Here is a 22,786-nt window from a genome sequence, read left to right as displayed (position 1 = left end):
GGATGTTATTTCGTGATGTTGCCGTCCTTGTCGCGTTTCACTTCCATTTTGGAAGCCGGAATGTATCCGAGCTCGACCACGTCGCCGTTTTGCACAGCATCCGAAGTCATGTAGTCCAGGAACGCCTTCACTTCCGGAGCAGGCTCACCTTTGGTGTACATGTGCTCGTAAGCCCATACTGGGTATTTACCGGAGGCTACGTTCTCTTCCGTTGCTTCCACACCGTCATATTTCAGAGTTTTCACTTTGTCGTCCAGGTAGGACAGAGCGAGGTATCCGATGGCACCTGGCGTTTCGGAAATGATCTTTTTCACCGTACCGGAAGAATCCTCTTGGATCGAACCTTGCAGGTCTTCCGTCTTCGTTCCGAGTGCATATTTTTCAAACGTTGCGCGGGTACCGGAGCTTGCAGGACGGTTGACGATAACGATCTTTTCATCCTTGCCGCCAACGTCTTTCCAGTTCGTCACTTTACCTGTGAAAATATCAACCAGCTGCTGCTTCGTCAGGCTGTCTACGCCTGCGTCAGGATTCGTTACAGCCGCCATGGCTACAACGGCGACTTGATGGTCAACGAGTTCTTTGGCTTTGTCTGCATCCAGCTTTTCTTCAGCAAATACGTCGGAGTTGCCGATGTTGGCTTGGCCGCCGGAAACTTGAGTCAGGCCGGTGCCGCTGCCGCCGCCTTGCACTTGAACTTGGATTTTAGAGTATTGGGATTCACCCATGAACTTTTGTGCGACTTGCTCTACGAGCGGTTGGAGTGCTGTGGAGCCTACAGCCAGAACGGATCCGCTGAGCGTTTCCTCTGCAGCCGGTTTATCTTCAGTTGCGGTTCCCGAACCCGTAGTGCTGCCGCTATCCGACGCGTTTTTGCTGCCGCAGGCAGCCAGCATAAGAACCAGGACCAACGTACAAAACATAAGTAACGGTTTTTTGAATTTCATAATCTAATGTTTCCCCCCATTTTGGTTTGCCGTGTAACTCTATGAAGTTTACCGACAAGTTCATTGTAGTTCTCTATCATTTTGTAAAATGATGCGTTTTGTAAAAAGAAAGATAAATATCAGAATATAATCTTTATGAGTCCATAGATTAATTCTATAATGAAGAGGAACCGGACGTGACCGAGGGGGAATCATCGTTGAATTTGTTAAAATTGCAAATCCTTGTTTATATTGAAAAATACAAGAAGGTAACTGACGTAGCCAAAGAGCTGGATATGAAACAGCCGACCGTCACCTTTCATATGAAAAGCTTAGAGGAAGAGCTGGGCATCGCCCTCTTCGAGTCCAGGCGGGGCCGCATCCTCTTAACCGACGCCGGCAAGGCGCTGTACCCTTACGCCGTCAAAATGACGGGGCTGGCCGCCGAGGCCCGGAAGGCCGTGCAGGACTACGCCGATTTGGGCAAAGGCATTCTTCATATCGGCGCCGACAGCCTGATGGGGACGATTCACCTGCCCAAACTCGTCAACCGGTTCTGCCGGCAGTATCCCGGCATCCAGATCGAGCTGACCGTTCAGCCCAGCCGGACCGTTCAGGAGCTGCACTACAACCATGAGGTGGACCTTGCCTTTTATTATTCGCAGGACGTTGCAGCTGCCGGCATCAAGGAAGACCTGCTGCTGGAAGATGAGCTTGTCGTCATTTTTGCGCCGGGACACCCTTTCTCCAGCCTGAAATCGCTGAGCGACCAGCTGGTCGCCCAACACTTCTTCATCCAGCATGCCGAAGGCTCTTTTATGCGGGACTTCACCCGGACCTACGCGATCGAGAGCGGAATCCATTTGTGGGAGCGCATGATCATCAATTCGCCGGAGTCGGTCAAGCATACGGTAGAGGATGGGGATTTCATCTCCTTCTTCCCCTTGTCCGGCATCGCAAGCGAGCTCGCCGCCGGAAGTCTCCAATACTTGCCCGCCCCCGGTCCGGCAGGCAAATCGGTCAAGGCCTATATGGCCTATCATGCCGATCAGCCCTATTCACCGCTCAGGGAGCAGTTCAAGCAGTTCGTCAAACAGCAAATCACCGAGCAGGATATGAAGCCCTGATTCCACGGAATCGGGGCTTTTCTTGGCTTCGCCCCCTATGATCGCCCCGCATACTAACGCTGTTTCTACCTCGTTTTACCTCACGAAAAACGGACAACCCAGCTAAAAAAACACTTTACAATTCTCCCCATCTGTTTTAGCCTATACTCAATAAAGTTTCCCTAGGTAAAAACTTTTATATATATGCATTAATTTGTCCCAAGGGAAACTTATGTCAAAGTTTTCATAATCCAAAGGAGGTTTATGCTATGCTCCCCCGTCACCGCGACCCTTCGGTGTCCGTCGACAGCCTATTCGTCTCCTATCACGGCAAGGATGCCCTTCGCGACGTCAGTTTCACGCTGCTTCCCGGCAGTATGACCGGTATTATCGGACCCAACGGGGCCGGCAAATCCACGCTGATGAAGTCTCTCCTTGAGCTGATTCCACGGGATCACGGCGAGGTTCGCATCCTCGGCGGCAGCGTCAAGGAAGCCCGGACCCGCATCGCCTATGTTCCGCAGCGCAGCGAAATTGACATGACGTTCCCGATTACGGTAATCGATACCGTCCTGCTCGGCACCTACCCGAAGCTCGGCCTGCTCAAGAGGCCGCGGCGGCAGCATAAAGAGCTGGCCTACCACTGCCTGGAGAAGGTCGGCATGGAGGATTTCGGCTCCCGGCAGATCGGCGAGCTGTCCGGCGGACAGCAGCAGCGCGTATTTCTTGCCCGGGCGCTCGCTCAGGAGGCGGAGCTGTTCTGCCTGGATGAGCCCTTCGTCGGCGTGGACGCCGCCAGCGAGGAGACGATCGTCGCCATTTTGAAAGAGCTTCGGGATCAGAACCGCACGGTGCTCGTGGTCCATCACGATTTGAGCAAGGCTGAAGCGTATTTCGACGGGCTTGTGCTGCTTAACGGCGAGCTGGTAAAGGCAGGTCCGGCCCGTGAAGTCTGCCGTCCGGACATTCTCAGCCAGGCCTATGCGGCGCAGCTGACCTTTCTTGAAAAGAACGGAGTGGGTGTGTAATGGAATTCCTGAGCGGAATCCTGGAATACGGCTTTTTGCAAAAAGCGCTGCTGACCTCGGTCATGGTCGGAATGATCTGCGGCATTATCGGCTGCTTTATCATTCTGCGCGGCATGGCGCTCATGGGCGACGCGATTTCCCATGCGGTCCTGCCCGGCGTCGCCCTGTCCTACATGCTGGGCATCAACTTCTTTTTCGGCGCCGTGGTCACGGGCGTGCTGACGGCCCTTGGCATCGGATACGTCAGCCAAAACAGCCGGATCAAGAACGACTCGGCTATCGGCATCGTGTTTACGTCCTTTTTTGCTGTCGGCATCATCCTGATTACCTTTGCGAAAAGCTCGACCGACCTGTACCACATCCTGTTCGGCAACGTGCTTGCGGTCCGCGCCTCCGACATGTGGATCACGCTGATCATTGGCATCGTGATCGCCGCGGTCGTCTACTTGTTCTACAAAGAGCTGCTCGTCAGCTCGTTCGATCCGGTTATGTCCGCGGCATACGGGCTGCCCGGGCGGCTTATCCATTACCTGCTGATGACCCTGCTCACCCTCGTGACCGTCGCCTCCCTGCAGACTGTCGGCATCATCCTCGTCGTCGCCATGCTGATCACCCCCGCCTCCACCGCTTATTTGCTGACCAACCGGCTGTGGGTGATGATTTATCTGGCCGCCGGCTTCGGCGCGTTATCAGCCGTGGTGGGGCTGTATTTCAGCGTCAAATACAATCTGGCCTCCGGTGCAGCCATCGTGCTTGCGTCAGCTATTTGGTTCATGCTGGCATTGGCCTTTTCACCAAAACAGGGCGTCCTGTGGCGGCATTTCCGTTCCCGGCGCAAAAAGGCGGCGCTGAAAGGACTTTGACGCCGTCTGCCCGGAAGGCAGCAGGGTTCGCGCCGCAATGATTCTTTTTAAATAGGAGGGAATCGTATGAAACATAAAAGGAAGGTTTGGCTCGGAGCCGTACTTATGCTGGTCCTGGCACTTGCCGCCGGCTGCTCCGGTCAAACCGGGAATAAAGCCGGCTCTTCCGGGGAGAAGCCGGTCGTGCTGACCACGTATTCGATCCTGTACGATATCGTGAAGCAGGTTGCAGGGGACCGCGTAGAGCTGTATTCGATCGTGCCGGTCGGCACGGACCCCCATGAATATGATCCGCTGCCTGCGGATCTCAAGCATGCCAGCGATGCCGATGTCATTTTCTATAACGGGCTTAATCTGGAGACGGGGAACGGCTGGTTCGCCAAACTGCTGGAGACGTCGGGAAAAGCGGGGGAAGACGCCCCTGTCTATGCACTGAGCGAAGGCGTGGAGCCGATGTACCTGACCTCCGCCGGCAAGGAATCCGAGCAGGATCCGCATGCCTGGCTGAGCATTGAGAACGGGATCCGTTATGCAGAGAACGCCCTTGCGGCTCTGACGAAAGCGGACCCGGCCAACCGTGAATATTATGAGCAGAATGCCATGAGCTATATCGAGGAATTGAAGAAGCTGCACGATGATGCCGTGACACGCTTTGCCGACATCCCGGAGGAACGCCGGGTTCTCGTTACGAGCGAAGGGGCTTTTAAATATTTTTCCGCGGCTTACGGGCTGAAGGCCCAATACATTTGGGAGATCAATACAGAGAACCAGGGCACCCCTGAGCAGATGAAGCGGATTATCGATATCGTGAAGGCGGAGCAGGTGCCTGCATTGTTTGTGGAGACCAGCGTGGATCCGCGTAGCATGGAGAGCGTCTCCAAGGAGACCGGGGTTCGGATATTCGGCAAGGTGTTCACCGATTCCACCGGCAAGCCCGGGGAAGAGGGAGACAGCTACCTCGCCATGATGAAATGGAACCTCGATACGATTCATTCCGGATTGACGAAGTAACTGGTCCGGCCGCCTTTTTTCCACACAGCATCTCCCCTTCTCACCGATGGAATGATCCTGTCTCTTCCTATATATAATAGAGTGATGACATCCTTCTTCATCAATCATCAGCCCGGTTCGGGAGGCTATGCCCAGCCGGGTCCACCCCCTCTTTCGCATCCCGGGCGATTCTTGCAATTCCCTGGGCCCTGTGCTTAAATTGCAATAGTGTAATAGTTACTATTAACTTCATTGTCCCGCGTATGGCCCGGCTTAGCACAGGTGTCCAAGCCTTGTGTTTGCTGTGGCCTGATGGCGTTTTTGATAAGGGGTAATCTATGATGCTGAAGAGGGAACGCGGGCGGCCCGCCGGCAGGACAACCTGCGGATGACAGACCGTACGCTGCTAATTCCTATACGCCCTTGGATGGGCTTAGCGATCTGTGTGGAAATTACGAAAGGGGCGTCGATTGATTTTGCATAACCGTTTTTCATGGAGAGCGCTGATAGGTAAACCTTTTATCTTCTTCTCCATTGTCATGATTTTAAAAATGCTTTTGGTCTGGACGGTCGTGTTCAGGGAAAATGCCGGAGGCTTCGGCATGATGCTGCTGACGGGCATACCGCCCGTATGGCTGCTCTTCTGCCTGATCGAAACGCTGGCCTACCGCAAGAAGCTGGTCACCTACCTGATTGTGGACCTGGTTCTGACCATTATTTATTTTGCCGTCATTATGTACTATAAGTATTTCGGAGTTATCGTTACTTATCATGAGCTTCGCCAAGTAAACCAGGTGTCGGAGGTGAACAGCAGCGTCTTTTCGCTCATGGATCCGTATTACTTGTTCATTTTCACCGATATCGTCGTGCTGTTCATCCTTATCAGTTCCAGCCGGCGGTTCCGCGCCTTTGGCCGCAGCTTGTCCGTCCGAACGGGCCGCCCGTGGTTTGCGGGGGGAGCCGTCCTGGCACTGATCGCCTGTGCCGCGTGCATTTTTCCGTTCCGGAGCGGAATGAACGAATTCCAGCAGGCCCGGGATATGGGGATTCTCAACTATGAAGCGTATGTCGGCTTTGCCCCTTCCAAGAACATCAAGGTCGACGCCAAGTCGGTCACGCCTGAGGCGGTTGCCCAGGTGAAAGGAACGGCCGAGCCGGCGCAGCCGGCATACTGGGGTGCCGCCAAGGGCAAAAACGTCATCGTCATTCAGCTCGAAGCGTTCCAGAATTTCCTCATCAACCTGAAGATCGACGGCAAGGAAATTACCCCGAACATGAACAAGCTGGTCAAAGATCATATGTATTTCCCGCATTTCTTCCAGCAGGTCGGTCAGGGAAACACGGCGGATGCCGAATTCGTCGTGAACACCTCCCTCTACGTTCCGTCCAACGGGGCTGCTTCCGAGGTGTATGCGGACAAGGCGCTGCCGAGTGCCCCCAAAACGTTCGCCGCGAGCGGCTATCAGACGGCGACGTTCCATACGAACAGCGTCGTGTTCTGGAACCGGGATCAGCTGTATAAGGCGCTAGGTTGGGAAAAATATTACGACGACAAGTTTTTCGGCAAAAATGACCTCGTTTCGTTCGGTTCATCGGACGAGCTGCTATATGCCAAGACGGCCGACGAGCTGGCACGGATGCAGGGAACCGGCAAGCCGTTCTACGTGCAGGTCATTTCCATGTCGGGCCATCACCCGTTCCGCATCCCGGAACGCAAGTTCAAGATGGAGCTTCCCGACCGTTATAAGGGAACCCTTGTCGGGGATTATATCCAGTCCCAGAACTATGCCGACTACGCCCTCGGCCAGTTCGTGGACAAGCTGAAGAAAAACGGCGTTTGGGACAACAGCGTCATCGTCCTGTACGGTGATCATCAGGGACTTCCGATATATTCACTCAATAACAAAGAGAAAAAGCTGATGAAGGAAATTTACGGACGGGAGTACACCCTCCCCGATATGATGAACATCCCGCTCGTCCTCTCCGTGCCGAACCAAAAAGCCCAGACGCTGGAGCAGGTCGGCGGGCAGTCGGATATTTTCCCGACGCTGGCCAATCTGATCGGCGTCTCGCTGAAGAACCAGGTGCACTTCGGCCAGGATCTGCTCAACCAGAACAGTCCCGTGCTGCCGCAGCGGTATTACCTCCCGTCGGGCTCGTTTATTTCGGCTAAGGGAGCGTTCGTACCGGGCTCCGGTTACGCCGACGGGGTGACCTATCCGCTGAACGGAGGCAAGGTCACCAAGCCGCTGGATTCGAAGGAAACGTACGAGCGGGCGCACAAGCTGATCAGCATGTCGGATGCTTATGTAGCGGCGCTGCCGGAGTGGAAGGATCAGGAGAAGGAGCATGCGAATACGGATGCGAATACGGATGCGAATACGGATGCGAATACGGATGCAAACACGGAGGCGACTTCTCCTCCGGCCGGATCCGGAGCAGGGACTTCCCCGGCAGATGATAAAACGAACAGCACCAAAACCAAACCCGCTGATGCCAAGACAGATGGAACCAAACCGGCAGATGCCAAAGCTAGCAGCACTCCAACAGATACCCAGGCTGGCAATACACCAGCGGGCAGCAAGCCAGGCAATACCACCCCTGCGAATGATTCGGAAAAGCCGTCCAAGCCAGGCGATGCTGCAGGCAAATAAAACTTACGCTTTAGAAACCAAACAAGACCGGAAGGAATCTTTGCGATTCCCCCGGTCTTTTCATTTGCTGGCAGCACAGGATCATTTTGCCCAATCGTTAAACGAATTGTGAATTTTTCTTTTACCCCCTTTACAAAATGTAAAATCGGAGTAAATTTTATAGTATAAGCTTTCTCTTAACGAGACGTGGCTCAGCTTGGTAGAGCGCTTGCTTCGGGAGCAAGAGGTCGCAGGTTCAAATCCTGTCGTCTCGATCCTTTATACAATCAACGGTTGCGGGGTGTCTGACCGCAGCTTTTTTGTGTTCAAAAACACCCAATGTCTACTTATCAAAATCCTATCCGTCAAAAGATCATCGGCCGCTTTTCGTGGTAAGCCCTTCTCCCCTTTTCCCCTTCGTCAATGTAATCTCCTTACGAACGATGACCCTCTGTTTTCTACTGTACCAAACTCTCCAAATCCGGCTGCAATTTGGTCCGCAAAGCATACAGCATGATTGCCCCAACCAGGAACGCGACGGCATCCGCGATGACGAGCGACCAGACTACTCCGTGGAAGCCGTTCATTCGATTGGCGATATAGAGTACAGGAATCAGAGTAACTCCTTGAATAATTGACATAATAAACGCAGCGGTTCCTTGTGCGGTCGCTTGGAAGATCCCCGTAAACAACGTGGTCATGCCTGTAATGAACAAGGATAAGAACGTCACATGCAGGATATAGCTGCCCATTTCGATTAATTGCGGATCATTCGTAAATAAACCAATTAAGTGGTCGGAAATCAAATAAACGATGATGCCGAACGCGACGGCTAACGCTACAATCGTTTTGATCGTAAATCCGATCGTTTGCTTCATACGCAATTTATTCGCTGTAAAAGAGAAAGCAATCAATGGCACGACTCCCTCACATAAACCCATCAGAATAAACTCGGGAAACTGTAATAAACGCGATGAAATTCCGTAAGCTGCAACGGCCGGATCCCCATATTCTACAAGAAAACGATTAAAGATGAGCGACATGGCCCCCAAAAAAATACTCATGATAAAGACGGGAACTCCAATTTTGATGACATTGCTCAAAATCTCTTTGGACGCCTTAAACCATTTAACGGAGATGGTTAGAAATGAGCTCTTGTATCCCATCTGGTAGGCGTAGAATACGCTGGCGACCAGGTTGGAAACGACCGTAGCGGATGCCACGCCGATCACGTCCCAATGGAAAACGAAGATGACCAGCGCATCGAGAATAATATTCACGACAACACTCAGAATCATACCCATCATCGACGTCATTGCCGCACCCTCCGAGCGTACGATGTTTTCCAGTGTGAAAAATAAGATGACGAATGGTGAACCAATAAGCATCATCGTGACATAGTCCTTCGTAAAGCCGAAGGAGTCGGGCGTTGCCCCCAATCCATGGACAATGGGATCAATCAGCGGGATACCTACGGCCATCACGATAAGACCAATAACTAAACTGCTGTAAAAAGCGAATGAAGACACATGCTTGACATCATCCAATTTTTTCTCTCCCAGCAAACGGGAAATGAAGGTACCGCCCCCGATGCCAATCAAGTTGCCCAGTGCCATGATGATGGCGAACAACGGCAAGGTTAACGCGAGAGCGGTTAACATCGCCGTATTGTGGAGTGTGCCAAGGAAATAGGCATTCAATATGGAATAGATGACACTCATTGACGTGCCCAGCATCATCGGTACAGCGAAATGAGCTACGGCTTTGGCGACCGGTGCCTTTTCAAAGTAATAAAGGTTTTCCGTATCCATGCGGGTCCCTGCTTTCTATATTGTTTTAGGTCAACCGTCTAACAGTGCAGATTTTATCTTACAGTGTTAGTTTGAACCTTACAGTGTTAGATGATATCATGGTCTTATGAACATGTAAAGCATAAACTTACACTGTTAGGTAAAAGGATGGATTCCCGATGAAAAAACAGCAGCCTCAGATTTCGGAGGATCGGATTTTGGAAGCCTCATGGGAGCTTCTTGGCGAGGAAGGTATCGAAAAGTTCAGCATGAGACGATTGGCCGACCGGCTGGGGATACAGGCTCCCTCGATATACTGGTACTTCAAGAGCAAACAAAATCTCTACCAGCGTCTGGCCAACCAGGTATCGAAAATCATTCTGGAGGAGTACCACGCCGAGGGAGATTGGAAGGAGCAGCTGAAGGGGCTAGCGGTAACGGTGCGAAGCGTGCTCGGCCGGTATCCCTGCTCCACACAGCTCATGATGTTGACGCTGCCCCACGAACCGGACATCATCCGGTTCACCAACCGGATGCTGCTCTGCGTGGAATCGACGCCGCTCGAGCAGGAGCAGAAAATGCAAGTGGTTCTTACGCTTATGAATTATATTTTCAACTTCGTTCTGGACGATTACGAGCACCAGCGCAATGTCTCCGCGATTGTTAAGGAGCACGGAGAAGGAGCGCTTCCGGGTGAGGAGATGATTCGCCTGCTGGACTCCATGAGCGAGACGGATGCCGGACTGTTCCGGAGGATGTTCACGAACGGGCTGTTCGAGCTGATGGGGACAGACAAGGCGTTCGAGTTCGGACTGAAGCTGATTCTGCTCGGGATTGAGCAGGTGATCCAGGAGCAGGAGAAATAGAACGCAAAAAACCGCCCATCCGGTTATCGGATGGGCGGTTTCAATAGGGTTACCGTTTACATCGTAAAGACTGCTTTCTCAGGAGGGATTCTCCTGAAGGGAGTTATCTTTTTTACTATGAATCACCCTGCCTCTGTACAGAGTAACGATTGCTGAAACAATAGCCAGGATGACAAACAGACCTCCGATCCAGGCATTGGCCGTAACCTCATAACGGCTGATCACCACGCCGCCGATGACAGATCCCGCAGCTACGCCGAGATGCAGCGAGGAGGTATTTAGAGAGAGTTGGATGTCCGCCGACTTTGGTGCAAGCCGCACCAAATAGCTTTGAATAGCCGGACTTGGCGCCATGTTAAACGCACACCAGACGATGACGACGGGCAGCAAGCGCAGCATGGAGGCAGCTGCCCAGGGCAGAAGCAGGATTGCCATGGCGTGGAGCAGCAGCGTGACGATCATTGTCCGGGCTGCCCCAAAGCGGTCGGCCGCCCACCCTCCAATCCACCCCCCTGCAATGCCGGCGAGCCCATAAACCAGCAAGACGAAGCTGATTTGACCGGGAGACAGGTTCAACATGGTCTGTAAAAACGGCGTGATATAGGCATAGATCGTAAACTGGCCCGTCATTTGCAGAATGGAGACGAGATGGGCGAACACAATTTTAGAATTTCCCAACGTACGCAGCTGTTCCCGCATCGGAAGCTTAGGCGGAGACGCCGCTTGGGGCAGAAATTTCATGATGCATAGCGTCACAATTAACGAAAGTACGCCAATAAAAGCAAAGGTTGCCCGCCAGCCCCAAGCCTCGCCGATCAATGTCCCCAGCGGAACGCCGAGCACGAGGGCGCCGCTGATCCCCATAAAGATCATTCCAATCGCACGCCCTTTTGCTTCAGGTGTCACAATCCCCGAAGCCAGGGTGATCGACAGAACGACAACAATGGAGCAGCTTGCCGCCAGAATAACCCTGGATAGCAACAGCATCGTAAAACTCGGACTTAACATAGACATGATATTTCCAGCCGTAAACACCAGCATGGCAATGACCAGCAGCCTTCGGCGCTCAACCTTCGTAGTTAAAGCGATCAAGACGGGGGATCCTAAGGCGAAAACCAGAGAATACACCGAAACCAGTTGGCCGGCCACACCGACGGAAACGCGCAGATCCCGGGCGATCATATCCAAAATCCCGGCAATGACCAGTTCAACTGAGCCTACTGTAAAGGCAGCCAGCGCCAAAATGAAAATGCGCTTATCCATTCCTCTTCCTCTCCTTTCTTTCAACCTGATTATGAACCAGCCGAAAAAAGCAGAGGTAGTCTAAAAATCGCAAATGATTGCCTGATTCTCTCAAAACGATTCATCGCTGGACCCAACAGGGCTTATAATGGACCTAGATAAGGAGGGGAAAACAATTCATGCGGGATTTATCCAACCACGCCAATTCCTTGGTTTCGTATCAGAAGGAATTGTCCCTATTGATGGAAAGACATACGGACGGAGACGGCATTCACGAGACGCTCATCCCTTCCCTTTCCCTGATTCGCAGTTCGAAAACGACGTTCCCTTCGTTTTCGGTCCATGAACCGGAGCTGTGCATCGTCTCCCAAGGTTCGAAAGTGGTCATGCTTGCAGACGAGAGCTTTACGTATGGGCCGTCCAGCTATCTGGTCATCTCCCTGGATTTGCCCGTCTCCGCACAGATTATTGAAGCAACGCCTGATGTGCCTTATTTGTGCTTCAGGCTTAAACTTAACCTAAAAGATGCGTTGGACTTAGTAAACGAGGCGAAACCGGCATCCCGGAAGAAGCTCCGTTCGAAACGGGGGTTATTCGTGGAACAATCGACTGCTCCTCTGCTGGACGCGGCTGTCAGGCTTGTCCGCCTACTCGACAACCCAGAGGATGTGCCGGTGCTAGCCCCGCTCATATTGCGCGAAATCTTATACCGGGTTTTGCAGGGAGAGCAAGGAGACGTATTAAGGCAAATGGCCTTGAGGGGAAGCAGCTCGAACCGGATTGCCGGGGTGGTAGAGCAGCTGAAGCGGGAGTACATGGAGCCGCTTCGAATCGATGAGCTGGCGGCCGCTGCCCATATGGCCCCCTCCTCCCTGCACCGTCATTTTAAGGAGGTCACGGCCATGAGCCCGCTGCAGTACCAAAAGCAGCTGCGGCTGCAGGAGGCCCGCCGTCTCTTGTTATCCGAATCTGCCGATGCAGCGGATGTTGCTTTTCGAGTCGGTTACGAAAGCCCGTCCCAATTCAGCCGCGAATACGCCCGGCTTTACGGCCTTCCGCCGATCAGCGACATCACGCGGCTTCGGGAGCAGTTAGGCCGGGTGCCCTGATCCAAGGGCCCCCGGCGGTCTGTAATCACAATCCTGAAGAGAATAAAAAAAAACGCCTATCGGCGTAAATAAACATAAAAATAGGATCATGCATTGCCTTTCAGCAATCACATGATCCTATCAACGATGCGGTCGAGAGGACTCGAACCTCCACGGGGGGTTAGCCCACACGGACCTGAACCGTGCGCGTCTGCCAATTCCGCCACGACCGCATATTCATTTGGTCACGTTCGAAATGTTTTTTTCTTAGCGACAAGATAGATCTTACCATGGATCCATTATCATCGTCAAGCGTTTCGCCAAACTTTTTTTATAAAGTTAAAAAACGGAGTTCCGGGACGAATCTGCCGGGTGATTCCCCGGTCTCTCTCGTTCCAAAACTCCGCCGTGTTTTGTTACCTTCTGACCTTCTTCCCTGCCTCAAGGGTCAGCTCTTCCCCCTTGTGGCGGATCTGCAGCGGTTCACCCTCCAGAAGTCCATATCCCGTCCCTCCCGCGTCGACAAGCACCTCCAGAAGCCGGCCCTGGTTCATGATCCGGAAGCGGTAGCTGTCCCACTGCCCCGGCAGCGCCGGCGCAAATTCCAGCATGCCGTCTACCAAGCGCATGCCCGCAAACCCGTATACGATGGACATCCAGGACCCGGCCATGGCCGCCGTGTGCAGCCCGTCCTTGGCATTCCGGTTGATGTCGTCCAGATCCATACGCACCGTCCGGTCGAAATAAGCATACGCTTCTTCGAGTTCGCCGATCTCGGCCGAGACGATGCTGTGAATGCACGGCGACAGTGAGGAATCATGCGTCGTCAAAGGCTCATAGTAGCGGTAGTTCCGGACTTTCTCCTCCATCGTGAACCGTTCGCCGAGCAGGAACAGCGCCAGCACCAGATCGGCCTGCTTCAGCACCTGGTGGCGGTAGATGACGAGCGGATGAAAATGCAGGAGCAGCGGGTACTTGTCGGCCGGCGTGTTCTGAAAATCCCATTTAGCCTTCATCAGGAACGTATCGTCCTGCGCATAGATGCCGAGTTCGGCATCATACGGCACGAACATGTTCTCCGCGGCCCTGCCCCAAAGCGCGATTTCCTCGTCCGTCAGGCCGATCGCCGCCCGCAGGCGCTGATCTTCCGCCGGATGTGATTCCGCCAGCCAGCCGGCCAACTGCACCGCGTAGCGCAGCTGATCCTGCACCATAAGGTTCGTATAGGCGTTATTGTTGACGATGGCCGTATACTCGTCAGGTCCGGTCACGCCGTCGATGCAGAACTTTCCGTCGCGGGCAGGGTTGAAGTGTCCAAGGTCCAGCCAGAACCTCGACGTCTCAAACAATATTTCGGCTCCCTCATTCAGCAGAAAATCGGAATCTCCGGTGGCGGACACATACTGCTTGATCCCGTAGGCAATGTCCGCGTTGATGTGAGCCTGGGCCGTACCGGCGGGATAATACGACGAGTTCTCTTCCCCGTCGATGGTCCGCCAAGGGAACAAAGCTCCCTTCTGCGACATGACCCGGGCCCGTTCGCGGGCTTTGTCCAGCGTGGCGTAGCGGAAATGCAGCAGCGCCCTGGCAATATCCGGCCGGGTATAGGTGAAGAATGGCAGCATGTACATTTCCGTATCCCAGAAGTAATGGCCTTCATATCCTTCGCCTGTGAGACCCTTGGCGCCGATGTTGGTCACGCCGTCCCGGCCGACGGACTGCAGCAGCTGAAACGCATTGAAGCGGATGCCCTGCTGCAATGCAGGGTCGCCGGCGATTTCCACGTCGGCGGTTTTCCAGAACTTTTCGAGAAAAGACTGCTGCTCTTGGGCAAGCACCTCAAACCCCGACTGCCGAGCCATCCGCTGAACCTCTTCAGCACCGAGAAGCAGCTCCCCTTCGGCATAATCCTTGGACGTATGGTACGTGACGTATTTGGTGAGGGCTGCGCTCTCCCCCTGCCGGAGTGATACGGTAAATTCGGATGCCGCATACTCGTTCTCCGACCACGCCGACGTCTGGGAGGGCTGATTCGTCTGCAGATCATGGCTCATGGCCGTCAGCAGCACAAATCCCGAATGCCGGGTACGCTGTCTCATCCAGGACAGCTCTCCGTCACGGCCCGTATCTTCGAGCAGCAAGCTCGGCTCAGCCTTGGCGGTGCCCAGACGGGGATCGCCGTTGTTGTTCTGCGATGCGATCTTACCGTCCAGCGCGGAGGTCAGGCTGATGGCCCCGCTGAAATTCAGGGCGGTGACTTCATAATGGATCGCCGCCAAATGCTTGTGCTGGAGGGCGGCGAACCGTCGGATCTGGATCCGGGCACGCTGCCCGCCGGGTGCTTCCCACTCGATCTCGCGCGTCAGCATCCCCTTTTTCATGTCCAGCTCCCGCCGGTAGTCGTGGACGACGCCGCTGTTCAGATGGAACAGCTGGCCCTCGAGCCGCAGCTCCACCCGCTGCGCGTTGGTCACGTTCAGCATCGCGTGATTCCGCTCCGGATACCCGTACGCCCCTTCGGGATACACGATCGGCTCAGAGTCATAGAACCCGTTCAGATAGTTGCCGGTGACGGAGGTGCCCAACATGCCATAAAAGCCTTCCTCGAAATTGCCGCGCATGCCGATATATCCGTTGCCGATGGCAAACAGGCTTTCGCTGCGCTGGTTGTTTGCCTCGTCATACGTTTCCTCGGACAGACTCCATGCCTCATAAGGGTACAGCGGCTGCGGCCTCACATACGTTTCCATTCTCATCTTCGACTTCAGCTCCTTACGCCGCAAGGGCTTCATTATATGTTCATGTTACCCAGCGGTACCGTTAACCTTTCACCGATCCGCCCATCAGTCCTCTGACGAAGTACTTCTGGAGCAGGAAGAAGATCGCAAGCGGCATCAGCATCGAGATGAAGGCGGCGGACGTCAGCAGGTGCCAGTCGTTGCCGCGGGAGCCGACCAGATCGGCGATTTTCATCGACATGACCTGCACTTCCGGCTGGTTGCCGATAAAGATCAGCGAGACGAGGTAGTCGTTCCATACCCACAGAAACTGGAAGATGCCGATGGAAGCAAGCGCCGGGACCGACAAGGGCAGGATCAGGCGGCTGAAAATCGTGAAGTGGGTAGCCCCGTCCATAAAGGCCGATTCGAACAAGTCTTTTGGCAGCTGGCTGATGAAGTTGTACATAAAGTACGTAACCAGCGGCAAGCCGAACGCCGTATGCGCCAGCCAGATGCCGAGGTAGCTGCCGTTCAGGCCGAGCGAAGTATAATCCTTCAGCACGGGGATCAGCGCCACCTGAATCGGAATGACCAGCATCGCGATAATGACGACGAACAGCGTCCTGCGCCCCGGAAACCGCAGCCAAGCGAAGGCGTAGGCGGCGAAGGAAGCGATCAGGACCGGAATGACCGTCGCCGGAACCGCAATCGTCAGCGTGTTCCAGAACGCCTGGGATAAGCCGGTTCCCTTCTCCTTCGACTCGCTGCCGTCTGCATTTTTGATCGTATATTCCTTGCCTGTGATCACGTTTTTATAGTTATCGAGCGTCAGTTTGGGCGAGCCGACCCAGCCCTGATCCTGCACGCTGATTTCGCGCGCGCGGCGGTTTTCCCAGGTCAGCCGCTTTCCGTCCTGCATGACGCCGCTCTTAAGCTGGTCGTCCGTATACGTCTGGCCGTTCACTTCGATCGGCCCGCGCAGGTCGACATCCTTGGACAGCTGAATCGTGTCCTTCGTTTTCCATTCCTGGTGAGGGAATACCTTCCACCATCCGGTCTCCAAAATATCCGCAGCCGGACGGAAGGACGAAATCAGCAGCCCCAGCGTCGGCAGCAGCCATACGAAACAGATGATACCGAGCACGATGTTGACGATCCACTTTTTGCTTCTTCTTTTCTTTTTGCCTGCCATGTCAGAATCCCCCCTGCTTGCGGAACTGGCGCAAATTGATGATGATGACCGGCAGGACGGCGATCAGGAGCACGATGGCCAGCGTTGAGCCGTAGCCGAAGTTCCGGTACATGAAGAACTGCCGGTAGAACTGGGTCGCCACCACTTCCGTGCCGTACTGTCCGCCCGTCATGACCATGACCACATCGAAAATTTTCAGGGTAAACACGATGATCGTCGTCGTAACGGTCAGAATCGTCGTCGAGATAAACGGAATGATGATGCGGAAGAAAATGCGGATTTCGCCGGCTCCGTCGACGCGGGAGGCTTCCAGAATATCGTCCGGCACGCCCTTGATGGCCGCCGAGAAGATGACCATGGCGAAGCCCGTCTGCATCCAGATCAGGATGATAATCAGGAAGAAGTTGTTCCACGGCTGGAGCATGCTGACCCAAGCCTGGGGCTCACCGCCGAGCGCCATGACGATGGCGTTCAGGAGGCCGATCTGCTCGTCTCCCGGCTGGTAATAGTACACAAACTTCCAGATGACGCCGGCCGCCACGAAGGAAATGGCCATCGGCATAAAAATGATCGATTTTGCGATCCGCTCATAACTGCTCCGGTCTGCAAGAATGGCAATCAGCAGCCCAAAGGCGACACACGCCAGTGTTCCGACGAAAACCCACAGCAGGTTGTTGCGCAGCGCGGTCGCGAGCAGCCGGTCGCTGAAAATGGCGATATAGTTGCCCAGACCGACGAACTTATCAGAAGACGCATTGAAAAAGCTCAGGTACAGCGTACGCAGCGCCGGCAGCACGAGCAGCCAGCCCAGCACCAGAACCGCCGGCCCGATAAACACATACGGGAGCACGCTGCGGCTGATCCGGTCGGGAAACTTCTCCACCGCCCAGGTAAACGTATAGTAAATCAAGTAAACGCCCAGAACGCCCCATAGAACGGCTAGCACTGCGGTAAGCAGCGGGTTCAGGGACGAATCCCGGAAAAAGATGAAAATCACGCCGTTGACGGCGATATTGGCGATCAGGACGCCCAGAAAGATGAGCAGCGCCTTGATGCTGAATCCCGGTTTCGTTTGCGTATTCATAGGTATCCTCCTAAACAGACGACTTCATGAGTAGATCAAACGCGGGGAGGAAAAAGAGAGGCCGACGGATCGCTAAACCCGATCAGCCTCTTTGGTTGCCCCATCCCTGCCTCTCCGCTGCCAAAAAGCTAAGCAGCTGCGGTTAGTTGTTCCAGCCGGCCTGAATTTGCTTCAGCGCCTCATCCAGCGTCGCGGTGCCGCTGACATAGTCGGTCATGCCCTTCCAGAACGTGCCGGCGCCCACTTTGCCCGGCATCAGGTCGGAACCGTCAAAGCGGAGGGTCGTCGCATCCTGGACCAGCTTCGCCATGCGGCGGTCGGACTCGGATGTGTACCAGTCGAGCGAAGCGTCGTTCATCGGAGCGATCACGCCGCCGGACTGCACCCACGACTTGATCGATTCGCCGGTCGTGAAGAACTCCATCACCGCGCGGACTTCCGGACGGTCGTTGAACATGGCATAGATGTCTCCGGCCACAAGCACCGGTTTGCCGTATTTCGAATCGATCGGCGGCAGGTAGAACCAGTCGTAGTCCTGGTCGACCTTAGCCGTTTCAGGGAAGAAGCTGGTAATAAAGTTGCCTGTCAGGTTGAACCAGGCTTTCGGAGGATTCTCGAACATCGGTTTCGGCGCATCGCCGAAAGCGGTCGTCACGATCGATTTGGTGCCGCCATACACATAGTCCTTGTTCATCCAGATTTTGGACATGAGCTCAAACGCGTTTTTCACTTCAGGCGAGGTGAAAGGCAGCTCACCTTTGACCCATTTGTCGTAGTTTTCAGGTGTTGTCGTGCGCAGCATAATGTTTTCGATCCAGTCGGTTCCCGGCCAGCCGGTAGCCGCGCCGCTCTCGATGCCGATCGTCCATGCCGGGTCGCCGTCCTTGGCGATCTGCTCGGTCAGAGCCATCATTTCGTCCCAAGTTTCCGGAACTTTGTAGCCGGCTTCCTCAAACTGCTTTTTCGGATACCAGACCAAGCTCTTCACGTTGCTGCGGTTCCAGATGCCAGCCATAATTTTGCCGTCCTTGCCATCCATCGTCCCCATGTCGAGCCAGCTTTGATTGTAGTTCTTCTTCAGTTTCTCCTGGTCAAGAACTTTGGTCAGATCCACCACTTTGCCGGTCTTGGCGATCGAGGCCAGCAGGCCTGGCTGCGGGAAGTCGGCGATATCCGGCGCGTTGCCGCCGTCCACGCGGACGTTGATGGTCGCCTCGAACTCCTTGGAGCCTTCATATTGAATATCGATGCCCGTTTTATCCTCAAAGTCTTTGATGCTGGACTCGAATTTCTTCTGGTCCGCATCCACAAACGGCCCGAACATCGTCACTTTGGTGCCTTTATATTTGCCCTGAAGCGCCTCCTCCAGCGGCGAACCCGGTGTGGCCGCAGGCTCGTTTGCCGTCGCTGTCGAACCTCCGTTGTTAGACGCCGTACCGGCAGGTTCTGCCGAAGGTCCTGCATCCTTGCTGCTTCCGCAGGCGCTCATCACCATTGTAAACGACAGTCCCAGCACCATCAGCAGCGATAGTTTGGGCTTTGATGTTTTTTTCATTTTGGAACATCCCCTTTTCTTCATTTAGAAAACGATTCATGATTCCTGATTCAGGTTACGGATGCCATCACGGGTTCATAGCTTAGCGGCCGCTCACCCCCTTCACAGAATTGAATTCGGCGCCCTCCTGAAACATCCAGCTCATACACCAATGAACATATTGGCCAAATACAACGCTTACATGAATTCGGGAGGAAATCTCCCTCTGAAAAGCTTTTCAATATCGTGTAAAAAAAAGATCTATCGACGTGTCTTCACAGCAGACAGACCGCTTTTAGCGGAAGTTTATCGCGAGATCTGGAAGCGGACGCTCCAAAGCTTTTACTTTCTGATCTCTAAAAAAAAGATCTGCTTATCTCTGGCGGGATGACTCCCTTACGATCAGCTTATGCTTCATCATCTCCTTTGGGACCTTCACACTGCCTGTCGTAAGCAGTTCATGAAGCTTCTCCGCTGCGCGGTATCCGAGCTCGTAAATCGGCTGGGCCACCGTCGTCAGCTTCGGAATGAACATATTCGCCATCCGCAGATTGTCGAACCCGACGACCGACACCTGACCCGGCACGAGAATATTCCGGTCCTTCAGATACGAGATCGTCCCCATGGCGAATTCGTCCGCCACGCAGAATACAGCCGTAATGTCCGGATGGGCGGAAAAAAGCTCGTGCGTCGCATGATAAGCCTGCTCGAACCGATGTTCCGCGTACGCCACCTTTTCGATGTTGTGGGTAAGCCCGCCTTCCTTCATGGCCCGGATGAAGCCTTCATACCGCGGCGGCCCCGATACCGAGTTCACATGGTTGAAGCCGATCATACCGATCTCCCGGTGGCCCAGCTCAATGAGGAACTTCACGGCCTCATAGGCGGCCTCCTCGTCGTCGACCTCGACGCTCGGTACCTCGAATTCGTCCGAATGCGAGGACAGCAGCACGAACGGGATGCGGCATGCGGTGAGCTTCTCATAGTACTCCGGATACAGGATATCGCTGGCGAAGACGATGCCGTCCACCTGCTTCTCGCGGAAGGCGTCGATGTACGACAGCAGACGGTCCTTGTCGCGGTCGGTGTTGCAGATCATCAAGCTGTATCCGAGTTTGACGCAGGCGTCCTGCATCCCCCGGATGATCCCAGCAAAGTACATGTTCTCGATATCCGGGATGAGGAGCCCGAGGGTAAAGGACTTTCTGTAGATCAGTCCCCTGGCAAAGGCATTCGGCTGATACTGGAGCTTCTCGATCGCTTCGAGTACGCGTGAGCGCTTGGCCTCCACCACCGATTCGGGCGAGTTCATGACCCGCGAGACCGTACTGATGGAGACACCGGCCATCTTAGCAACATCTCTGATTGTTGGTTTCATGTAGGCAACTTCCTTTTTAAGAAAACCTTTTCAAGGCGATTATAGCAAGGGTATTTCGAGTTGGCAATAACTTTTTTAAGCGCTTACAATTACCTTTTTATGCCGAAACGTTTTTACTCATTTAAGGTGCCTATAGCTGCATAGGGAAAGGTTCTTCGTTCTCTCAGCAAAAAAAGCCCCATCAGGGCTTTTAGGTAATGCGCCAAACGTCTGCGGTATCCAGCATTCGAACCAAACCGATTCTCTATGTCAGGACACCGTTGCTCTGCGAAGCAGGACGTAAGACAGCAGCGCGTAGATCACCGTCAAAGGAATCATCCACAGGAACAGGTCCATATAATGCGCTCCGATCCAGCGGAAGAAGTCCAGCCAGAGTCCGTAGTACGTCATCGCGAAACTGCAGATGCTGGAGAGGACAATCAAGGCGATGAAGAAAACGAACATGCCGGTGCGCCCAAACCGTCGATGAATGCTCGAGATGACAAAGCCCATAAAAAACATGTGGATCATCACGATAAAATAAATGCCGAGCCTGCCCAGAGGGGATACTTCTTTCAGAAACGGCAGGTGAAAATAATGAAGCTGCACTCCCCAGGCATTCGTGAATTGTTCGATCATGCCCAGCGCGAATAGAAGCACGGAAGAAACCGCACTGACCAGCAGCGCCATCGCGGAGGTTCCCACGAAGTAATCGGTCCTTCTTATATTAAGCCCTAGCGCAAACGGGAACGTCTGCGCCTGCACGATCAGGATCGCGACGAACATATACACGTAAATGGTGACGACCCCACCTGAATTGATCGGCTCTTCTCCCCTGGTCAGAATGCCGATCACCAAATTCACGGCAAAGCTGAACAGCATGACCACCCAAGGTACGTACATCCATACCCACTTATCCCGCCAATGGATTTTCATGACGCCTGCAGTTCGGTTCATTGAAATTCCGCCACCTTTCCGTTTGACTTGCTTTGGGTTAAATGCACGATCAGCTGCTGCATCGATATCGGAATCATCTCCAGCCCCTGCGCTTCTGCCCGGCGTTTGTCCCCGGGGTCCAGACGCTCAAGCAGCGTTACCGACATCATGCCTCCGATCGATTCCTGATGAATCGTATTCTTGCCGGCCGTAAACGATTCGACTGCCGCCCTAGGGCCAAGAACCGTATACGCCTTGCCGCGGAGATCTTCCGCTTCCTCGTCGATCAGGAGCCGGCCTTGATCAATCACAAGCACATGCTCCAGCATATTGCTGACTTCGTCGATCAAGTGCGTGGACAGCATAATCGTTCGCGGATTCTCCGCATAGTCCTGCATCAATCGTTCGTAGAACAGGCTGCGAGCAACGGCATCCAGCCCCAGGTAAGGCTCGTCAAAAATCGTCAGCGGCGCCCGGCTCGCCAGCCCGATGATAATGCCGACGGAGGACAGCATCCCTCTCGACAGCTTCTTCATTCTCCGCTTCAGCGGCAGCCGGAAATCCTCGAGCAGCTGTGCGGCAAGATCCCGGTCCCAGTTCGGGTAAATGGAAGCCGCCACCTTCAGCACATCGAGCACGCGGTAGCTGTCCGGATATCTCTGACTTTCCTTGATGAAGCAGAGCTGGCTCAGCACGCGGTTGTTCTCATACGGGTTCTCCCCGAACACTTTCAGCTCGCCGCTTGACGGAAACAGCTGGGCGGTAAGCATATGCATAATCGTCGTTTTGCCAGCACCATTTCTGCCCAGCAGGCCGTAGATTTTTCCTTCCTCCACCGCAAAGGTAACATCCTTCACTGCGGCGTCCCGACCATATTCCTTGGTAAGCCGGTTGACTTCGACAATCCGGTTCATGACCACTCATCCTCTCTCCGCACCATATCGGTTAACTGTTCTATCGTGATACCAAGCTTCTTCGCTTCATGGATCATCGTGATGACGTATTGCTCGTAAAACTGTTCCTTCCTCTTCTCGACAAGCTTCTCCTTCGCCCCTGTCGCTACGAACATGCCGATCCCCCTCTTCTTATACAAAATCCCCTGGTCCACCAGCAGATTGACTCCCTTTGCGGCTGTCGCCGGGTTGATTTGATAAAAGGATGCGAACTGGTTTGTGGACGGGACCTGGGATTCTTCCGGCAGCCCGCCTCCAATGATGTCATCTTCGATCTTTTCTGCGATTTGCATAAAGATCGGACGGCCGTCATCGATTATCGGCCCCATATCTTCACCACCTAACTGGTTAATTACTCTAGTAACTAACCTCACTATATGAGATTACCCTGTTCCTTGTCAACGGGCGAATCCATATTTTACAAAAAAATAAGACCGCCTTCCGTCTGGTTTTCCCAGGCCGATTGGGCGGTCTTATT

The 22,786-nt window shown here is 54.0% G+C and carries 18 protein-coding genes and 2 tRNA genes; 8 read left to right on the top strand and 12 right to left on the bottom strand.

What is annotated here, in order from left to right; genetic code table 11:
- Positions 1-5 precede the first annotated feature (5 nt).
- Positions 6-947, bottom strand: a complete 942-nt coding sequence (locus GCU45_RS24755; protein ID WP_089546018.1) for a phosphate ABC transporter substrate-binding protein PstS family protein — start codon at positions 945-947, stop codon at positions 6-8.
- A gap of 197 nt (positions 948-1,144) precedes the next feature.
- On the opposite strand from GCU45_RS24755, the gene GCU45_RS24750 reads away from it, so the two are divergent.
- The 6 genes from GCU45_RS24750 to GCU45_RS24725 all read left to right on the top strand — a co-directional run bounded on the left by GCU45_RS24750 (position 1,145) and on the right by GCU45_RS24725 (position 7,821).
- The gene (locus GCU45_RS24750; protein WP_167527215.1) at positions 1,145-2,053 is read left to right on the top strand and encodes a LysR family transcriptional regulator; all 909 of its coding nucleotides are present in this window, start codon (positions 1,145-1,147) and stop codon (positions 2,051-2,053) included.
- Between the two features lie 248 nt (positions 2,054-2,301).
- A complete protein-coding gene (locus GCU45_RS24745) occupies positions 2,302-3,060 on the top strand; it encodes a metal ABC transporter ATP-binding protein (protein WP_152401266.1) in 759 nt (252 codons plus the stop codon).
- Entirely contained in the window at positions 3,060-3,923 is an 864-nt protein-coding gene (locus GCU45_RS24740) for a metal ABC transporter permease (protein WP_076170286.1), read from the top strand. The genes GCU45_RS24745 and GCU45_RS24740 overlap by 1 nt, the downstream gene beginning before the upstream one ends.
- Before the next feature lie 66 nt (positions 3,924-3,989).
- Positions 3,990-4,934, top strand: coding sequence for a metal ABC transporter substrate-binding protein (locus GCU45_RS24735; RefSeq protein WP_152401264.1), 945 nt, complete (start codon positions 3,990-3,992; stop codon positions 4,932-4,934).
- A 581-nt stretch (positions 4,935-5,515) separates the two neighbouring features.
- Entirely contained in the window at positions 5,516-7,567 is a 2,052-nt protein-coding gene (locus GCU45_RS24730; protein WP_341874525.1) for a sulfatase-like hydrolase/transferase, read from the top strand.
- Between the two features lie 180 nt (positions 7,568-7,747).
- Positions 7,748-7,821: transfer RNA gene (locus GCU45_RS24725), tRNA-Pro, on the top strand.
- Between the two features lie 183 nt (positions 7,822-8,004).
- Here the strand turns inward: GCU45_RS24725 and GCU45_RS24720 are convergent.
- Positions 8,005-9,357, bottom strand: a complete 1,353-nt coding sequence (locus GCU45_RS24720; protein WP_152401262.1) for an MATE family efflux transporter — start codon at positions 9,355-9,357, stop codon at positions 8,005-8,007.
- Positions 9,358-9,515: 158 nt separating this feature from the next.
- Here GCU45_RS24720 and GCU45_RS24715 point away from each other — a divergent pair, with 158 nt between their 5' ends.
- Positions 9,516-10,202 carry a TetR/AcrR family transcriptional regulator gene (locus GCU45_RS24715; RefSeq protein ID WP_152401260.1) on the top strand — a complete coding sequence of 229 codons (687 nt, stop codon included), beginning with the start codon at positions 9,516-9,518 and terminating at the stop codon, positions 10,200-10,202.
- Positions 10,203-10,280: 78 nt separating this feature from the next.
- Here the strand turns inward: GCU45_RS24715 and GCU45_RS24710 are convergent, their stop codons facing one another.
- Positions 10,281-11,465 carry an MFS transporter gene (locus GCU45_RS24710; RefSeq protein WP_152401258.1) on the bottom strand — a complete coding sequence of 395 codons (1,185 nt, stop codon included), beginning with the start codon at positions 11,463-11,465 and terminating at the stop codon, positions 10,281-10,283.
- Positions 11,466-11,623: 158 nt separating this feature from the next.
- On the opposite strand from GCU45_RS24710, the gene GCU45_RS24705 reads away from it, so the two are divergent.
- The gene (locus GCU45_RS24705; RefSeq protein WP_152401256.1) at positions 11,624-12,553 is read left to right on the top strand and encodes an AraC family transcriptional regulator; all 930 of its coding nucleotides are present in this window, start codon (positions 11,624-11,626) and stop codon (positions 12,551-12,553) included.
- Positions 12,554-12,680: 127 nt separating this feature from the next.
- On the opposite strand, the gene GCU45_RS24700 is transcribed toward GCU45_RS24705, so the two are convergent.
- From GCU45_RS24700 to GCU45_RS24660, 9 genes are all read right to left on the bottom strand, one after another.
- Positions 12,681-12,765 (bottom strand) — tRNA-Leu (locus GCU45_RS24700).
- A gap of 183 nt (positions 12,766-12,948) precedes the next feature.
- Positions 12,949-15,288 (bottom strand): glycoside hydrolase family 65 protein, encoded by a 2,340-nt coding sequence (locus GCU45_RS24695; protein ID WP_244364239.1) that lies wholly within the window; start codon positions 15,286-15,288, stop codon positions 12,949-12,951.
- Between the two features lie 64 nt (positions 15,289-15,352).
- Positions 15,353-16,444 (bottom strand): carbohydrate ABC transporter permease, encoded by a 1,092-nt coding sequence (locus tag GCU45_RS24690; protein ID WP_152401252.1) that lies wholly within the window; start codon positions 16,442-16,444, stop codon positions 15,353-15,355.
- Between the two features lies 1 nt (position 16,445).
- Positions 16,446-17,528 carry a carbohydrate ABC transporter permease gene (locus GCU45_RS24685; RefSeq protein WP_152401250.1) on the bottom strand — a complete coding sequence of 361 codons (1,083 nt, stop codon included), beginning with the start codon at positions 17,526-17,528 and terminating at the stop codon, positions 16,446-16,448.
- Positions 17,529-17,670: 142 nt separating this feature from the next.
- Positions 17,671-19,083 carry an ABC transporter substrate-binding protein gene (locus GCU45_RS24680; RefSeq protein ID WP_152401248.1) on the bottom strand — a complete coding sequence of 471 codons (1,413 nt, stop codon included), beginning with the start codon at positions 19,081-19,083 and terminating at the stop codon, positions 17,671-17,673.
- A gap of 352 nt (positions 19,084-19,435) precedes the next feature.
- A complete protein-coding gene (locus GCU45_RS24675) occupies positions 19,436-20,440 on the bottom strand; it encodes a LacI family DNA-binding transcriptional regulator (RefSeq protein ID WP_152401246.1) in 1,005 nt (334 codons plus the stop codon).
- Between the two features lie 249 nt (positions 20,441-20,689).
- Positions 20,690-21,376, bottom strand: coding sequence for a hypothetical protein (locus tag GCU45_RS24670; RefSeq protein ID WP_152401245.1), 687 nt, complete (start codon positions 21,374-21,376; stop codon positions 20,690-20,692).
- Positions 21,373-22,269, bottom strand: coding sequence for an ABC transporter ATP-binding protein (locus GCU45_RS24665; protein WP_152401243.1), 897 nt, complete (start codon positions 22,267-22,269; stop codon positions 21,373-21,375). The genes GCU45_RS24670 and GCU45_RS24665 overlap by 4 nt, the downstream gene beginning before the upstream one ends.
- Complete coding sequence (locus tag GCU45_RS24660; RefSeq protein ID WP_152401241.1) at positions 22,266-22,637, bottom strand: GntR family transcriptional regulator; 372 nt, start codon at positions 22,635-22,637, stop codon at positions 22,266-22,268. Before GCU45_RS24660 ends, GCU45_RS24665 begins: the two co-directional genes overlap by 4 nt.
- Between the last annotated feature and the right edge of the window lie 149 nt (positions 22,638-22,786).

Source organism: Paenibacillus cellulositrophicus (assembly GCF_009363095.1).
GTDB classification, from domain to species: domain Bacteria; phylum Bacillota; class Bacilli; order Paenibacillales; family Paenibacillaceae; genus Paenibacillus_AQ; species Paenibacillus_AQ favisporus.
This window is presented reverse-complemented; position numbering and strand designations above follow the sequence as displayed.

Coding starts and splice junctions, on each gene's coding strand:
- GCU45_RS24755 (WP_089546018.1), bottom strand. CDS start 947: ATGAAATTCAAAAAACCGTTACTTATGTTTTGTACGTTGGTCCTGGTT.
- GCU45_RS24745 (WP_152401266.1), top strand. CDS start 2,302: ATGCTCCCCCGTCACCGCGACCCTTCGGTGTCCGTCGACAGCCTATTC.
- GCU45_RS24740 (WP_076170286.1), top strand. CDS start 3,060: ATGGAATTCCTGAGCGGAATCCTGGAATACGGCTTTTTGCAAAAAGCG.
- GCU45_RS24735 (WP_152401264.1), top strand. CDS start 3,990: ATGAAACATAAAAGGAAGGTTTGGCTCGGAGCCGTACTTATGCTGGTC.
- GCU45_RS24730 (WP_341874525.1), top strand. CDS start 5,516: ATGATGCTGCTGACGGGCATACCGCCCGTATGGCTGCTCTTCTGCCTG.
- GCU45_RS24720 (WP_152401262.1), bottom strand. CDS start 9,357: ATGGATACGGAAAACCTTTATTACTTTGAAAAGGCACCGGTCGCCAAA.
- GCU45_RS24715 (WP_152401260.1), top strand. CDS start 9,516: ATGAAAAAACAGCAGCCTCAGATTTCGGAGGATCGGATTTTGGAAGCC.
- GCU45_RS24710 (WP_152401258.1), bottom strand. CDS start 11,465: ATGGATAAGCGCATTTTCATTTTGGCGCTGGCTGCCTTTACAGTAGGC.
- GCU45_RS24705 (WP_152401256.1), top strand. CDS start 11,624: ATGCGGGATTTATCCAACCACGCCAATTCCTTGGTTTCGTATCAGAAG.
- GCU45_RS24695 (WP_244364239.1), bottom strand. CDS start 15,288: ATGAGAATGGAAACGTATGTGAGGCCGCAGCCGCTGTACCCTTATGAG.
- GCU45_RS24690 (WP_152401252.1), bottom strand. CDS start 16,444: ATGGCAGGCAAAAAGAAAAGAAGAAGCAAAAAGTGGATCGTCAACATC.
- GCU45_RS24685 (WP_152401250.1), bottom strand. CDS start 17,528: ATGAATACGCAAACGAAACCGGGATTCAGCATCAAGGCGCTGCTCATC.
- GCU45_RS24680 (WP_152401248.1), bottom strand. CDS start 19,083: ATGAAAAAAACATCAAAGCCCAAACTATCGCTGCTGATGGTGCTGGGA.
- GCU45_RS24675 (WP_152401246.1), bottom strand. CDS start 20,440: ATGAAACCAACAATCAGAGATGTTGCTAAGATGGCCGGTGTCTCCATC.
- GCU45_RS24670 (WP_152401245.1), bottom strand. CDS start 21,376: ATGAACCGAACTGCAGGCGTCATGAAAATCCATTGGCGGGATAAGTGG.
- GCU45_RS24665 (WP_152401243.1), bottom strand. CDS start 22,269: ATGAACCGGATTGTCGAAGTCAACCGGCTTACCAAGGAATATGGTCGG.
- GCU45_RS24660 (WP_152401241.1), bottom strand. CDS start 22,637: ATGGGGCCGATAATCGATGACGGCCGTCCGATCTTTATGCAAATCGCA.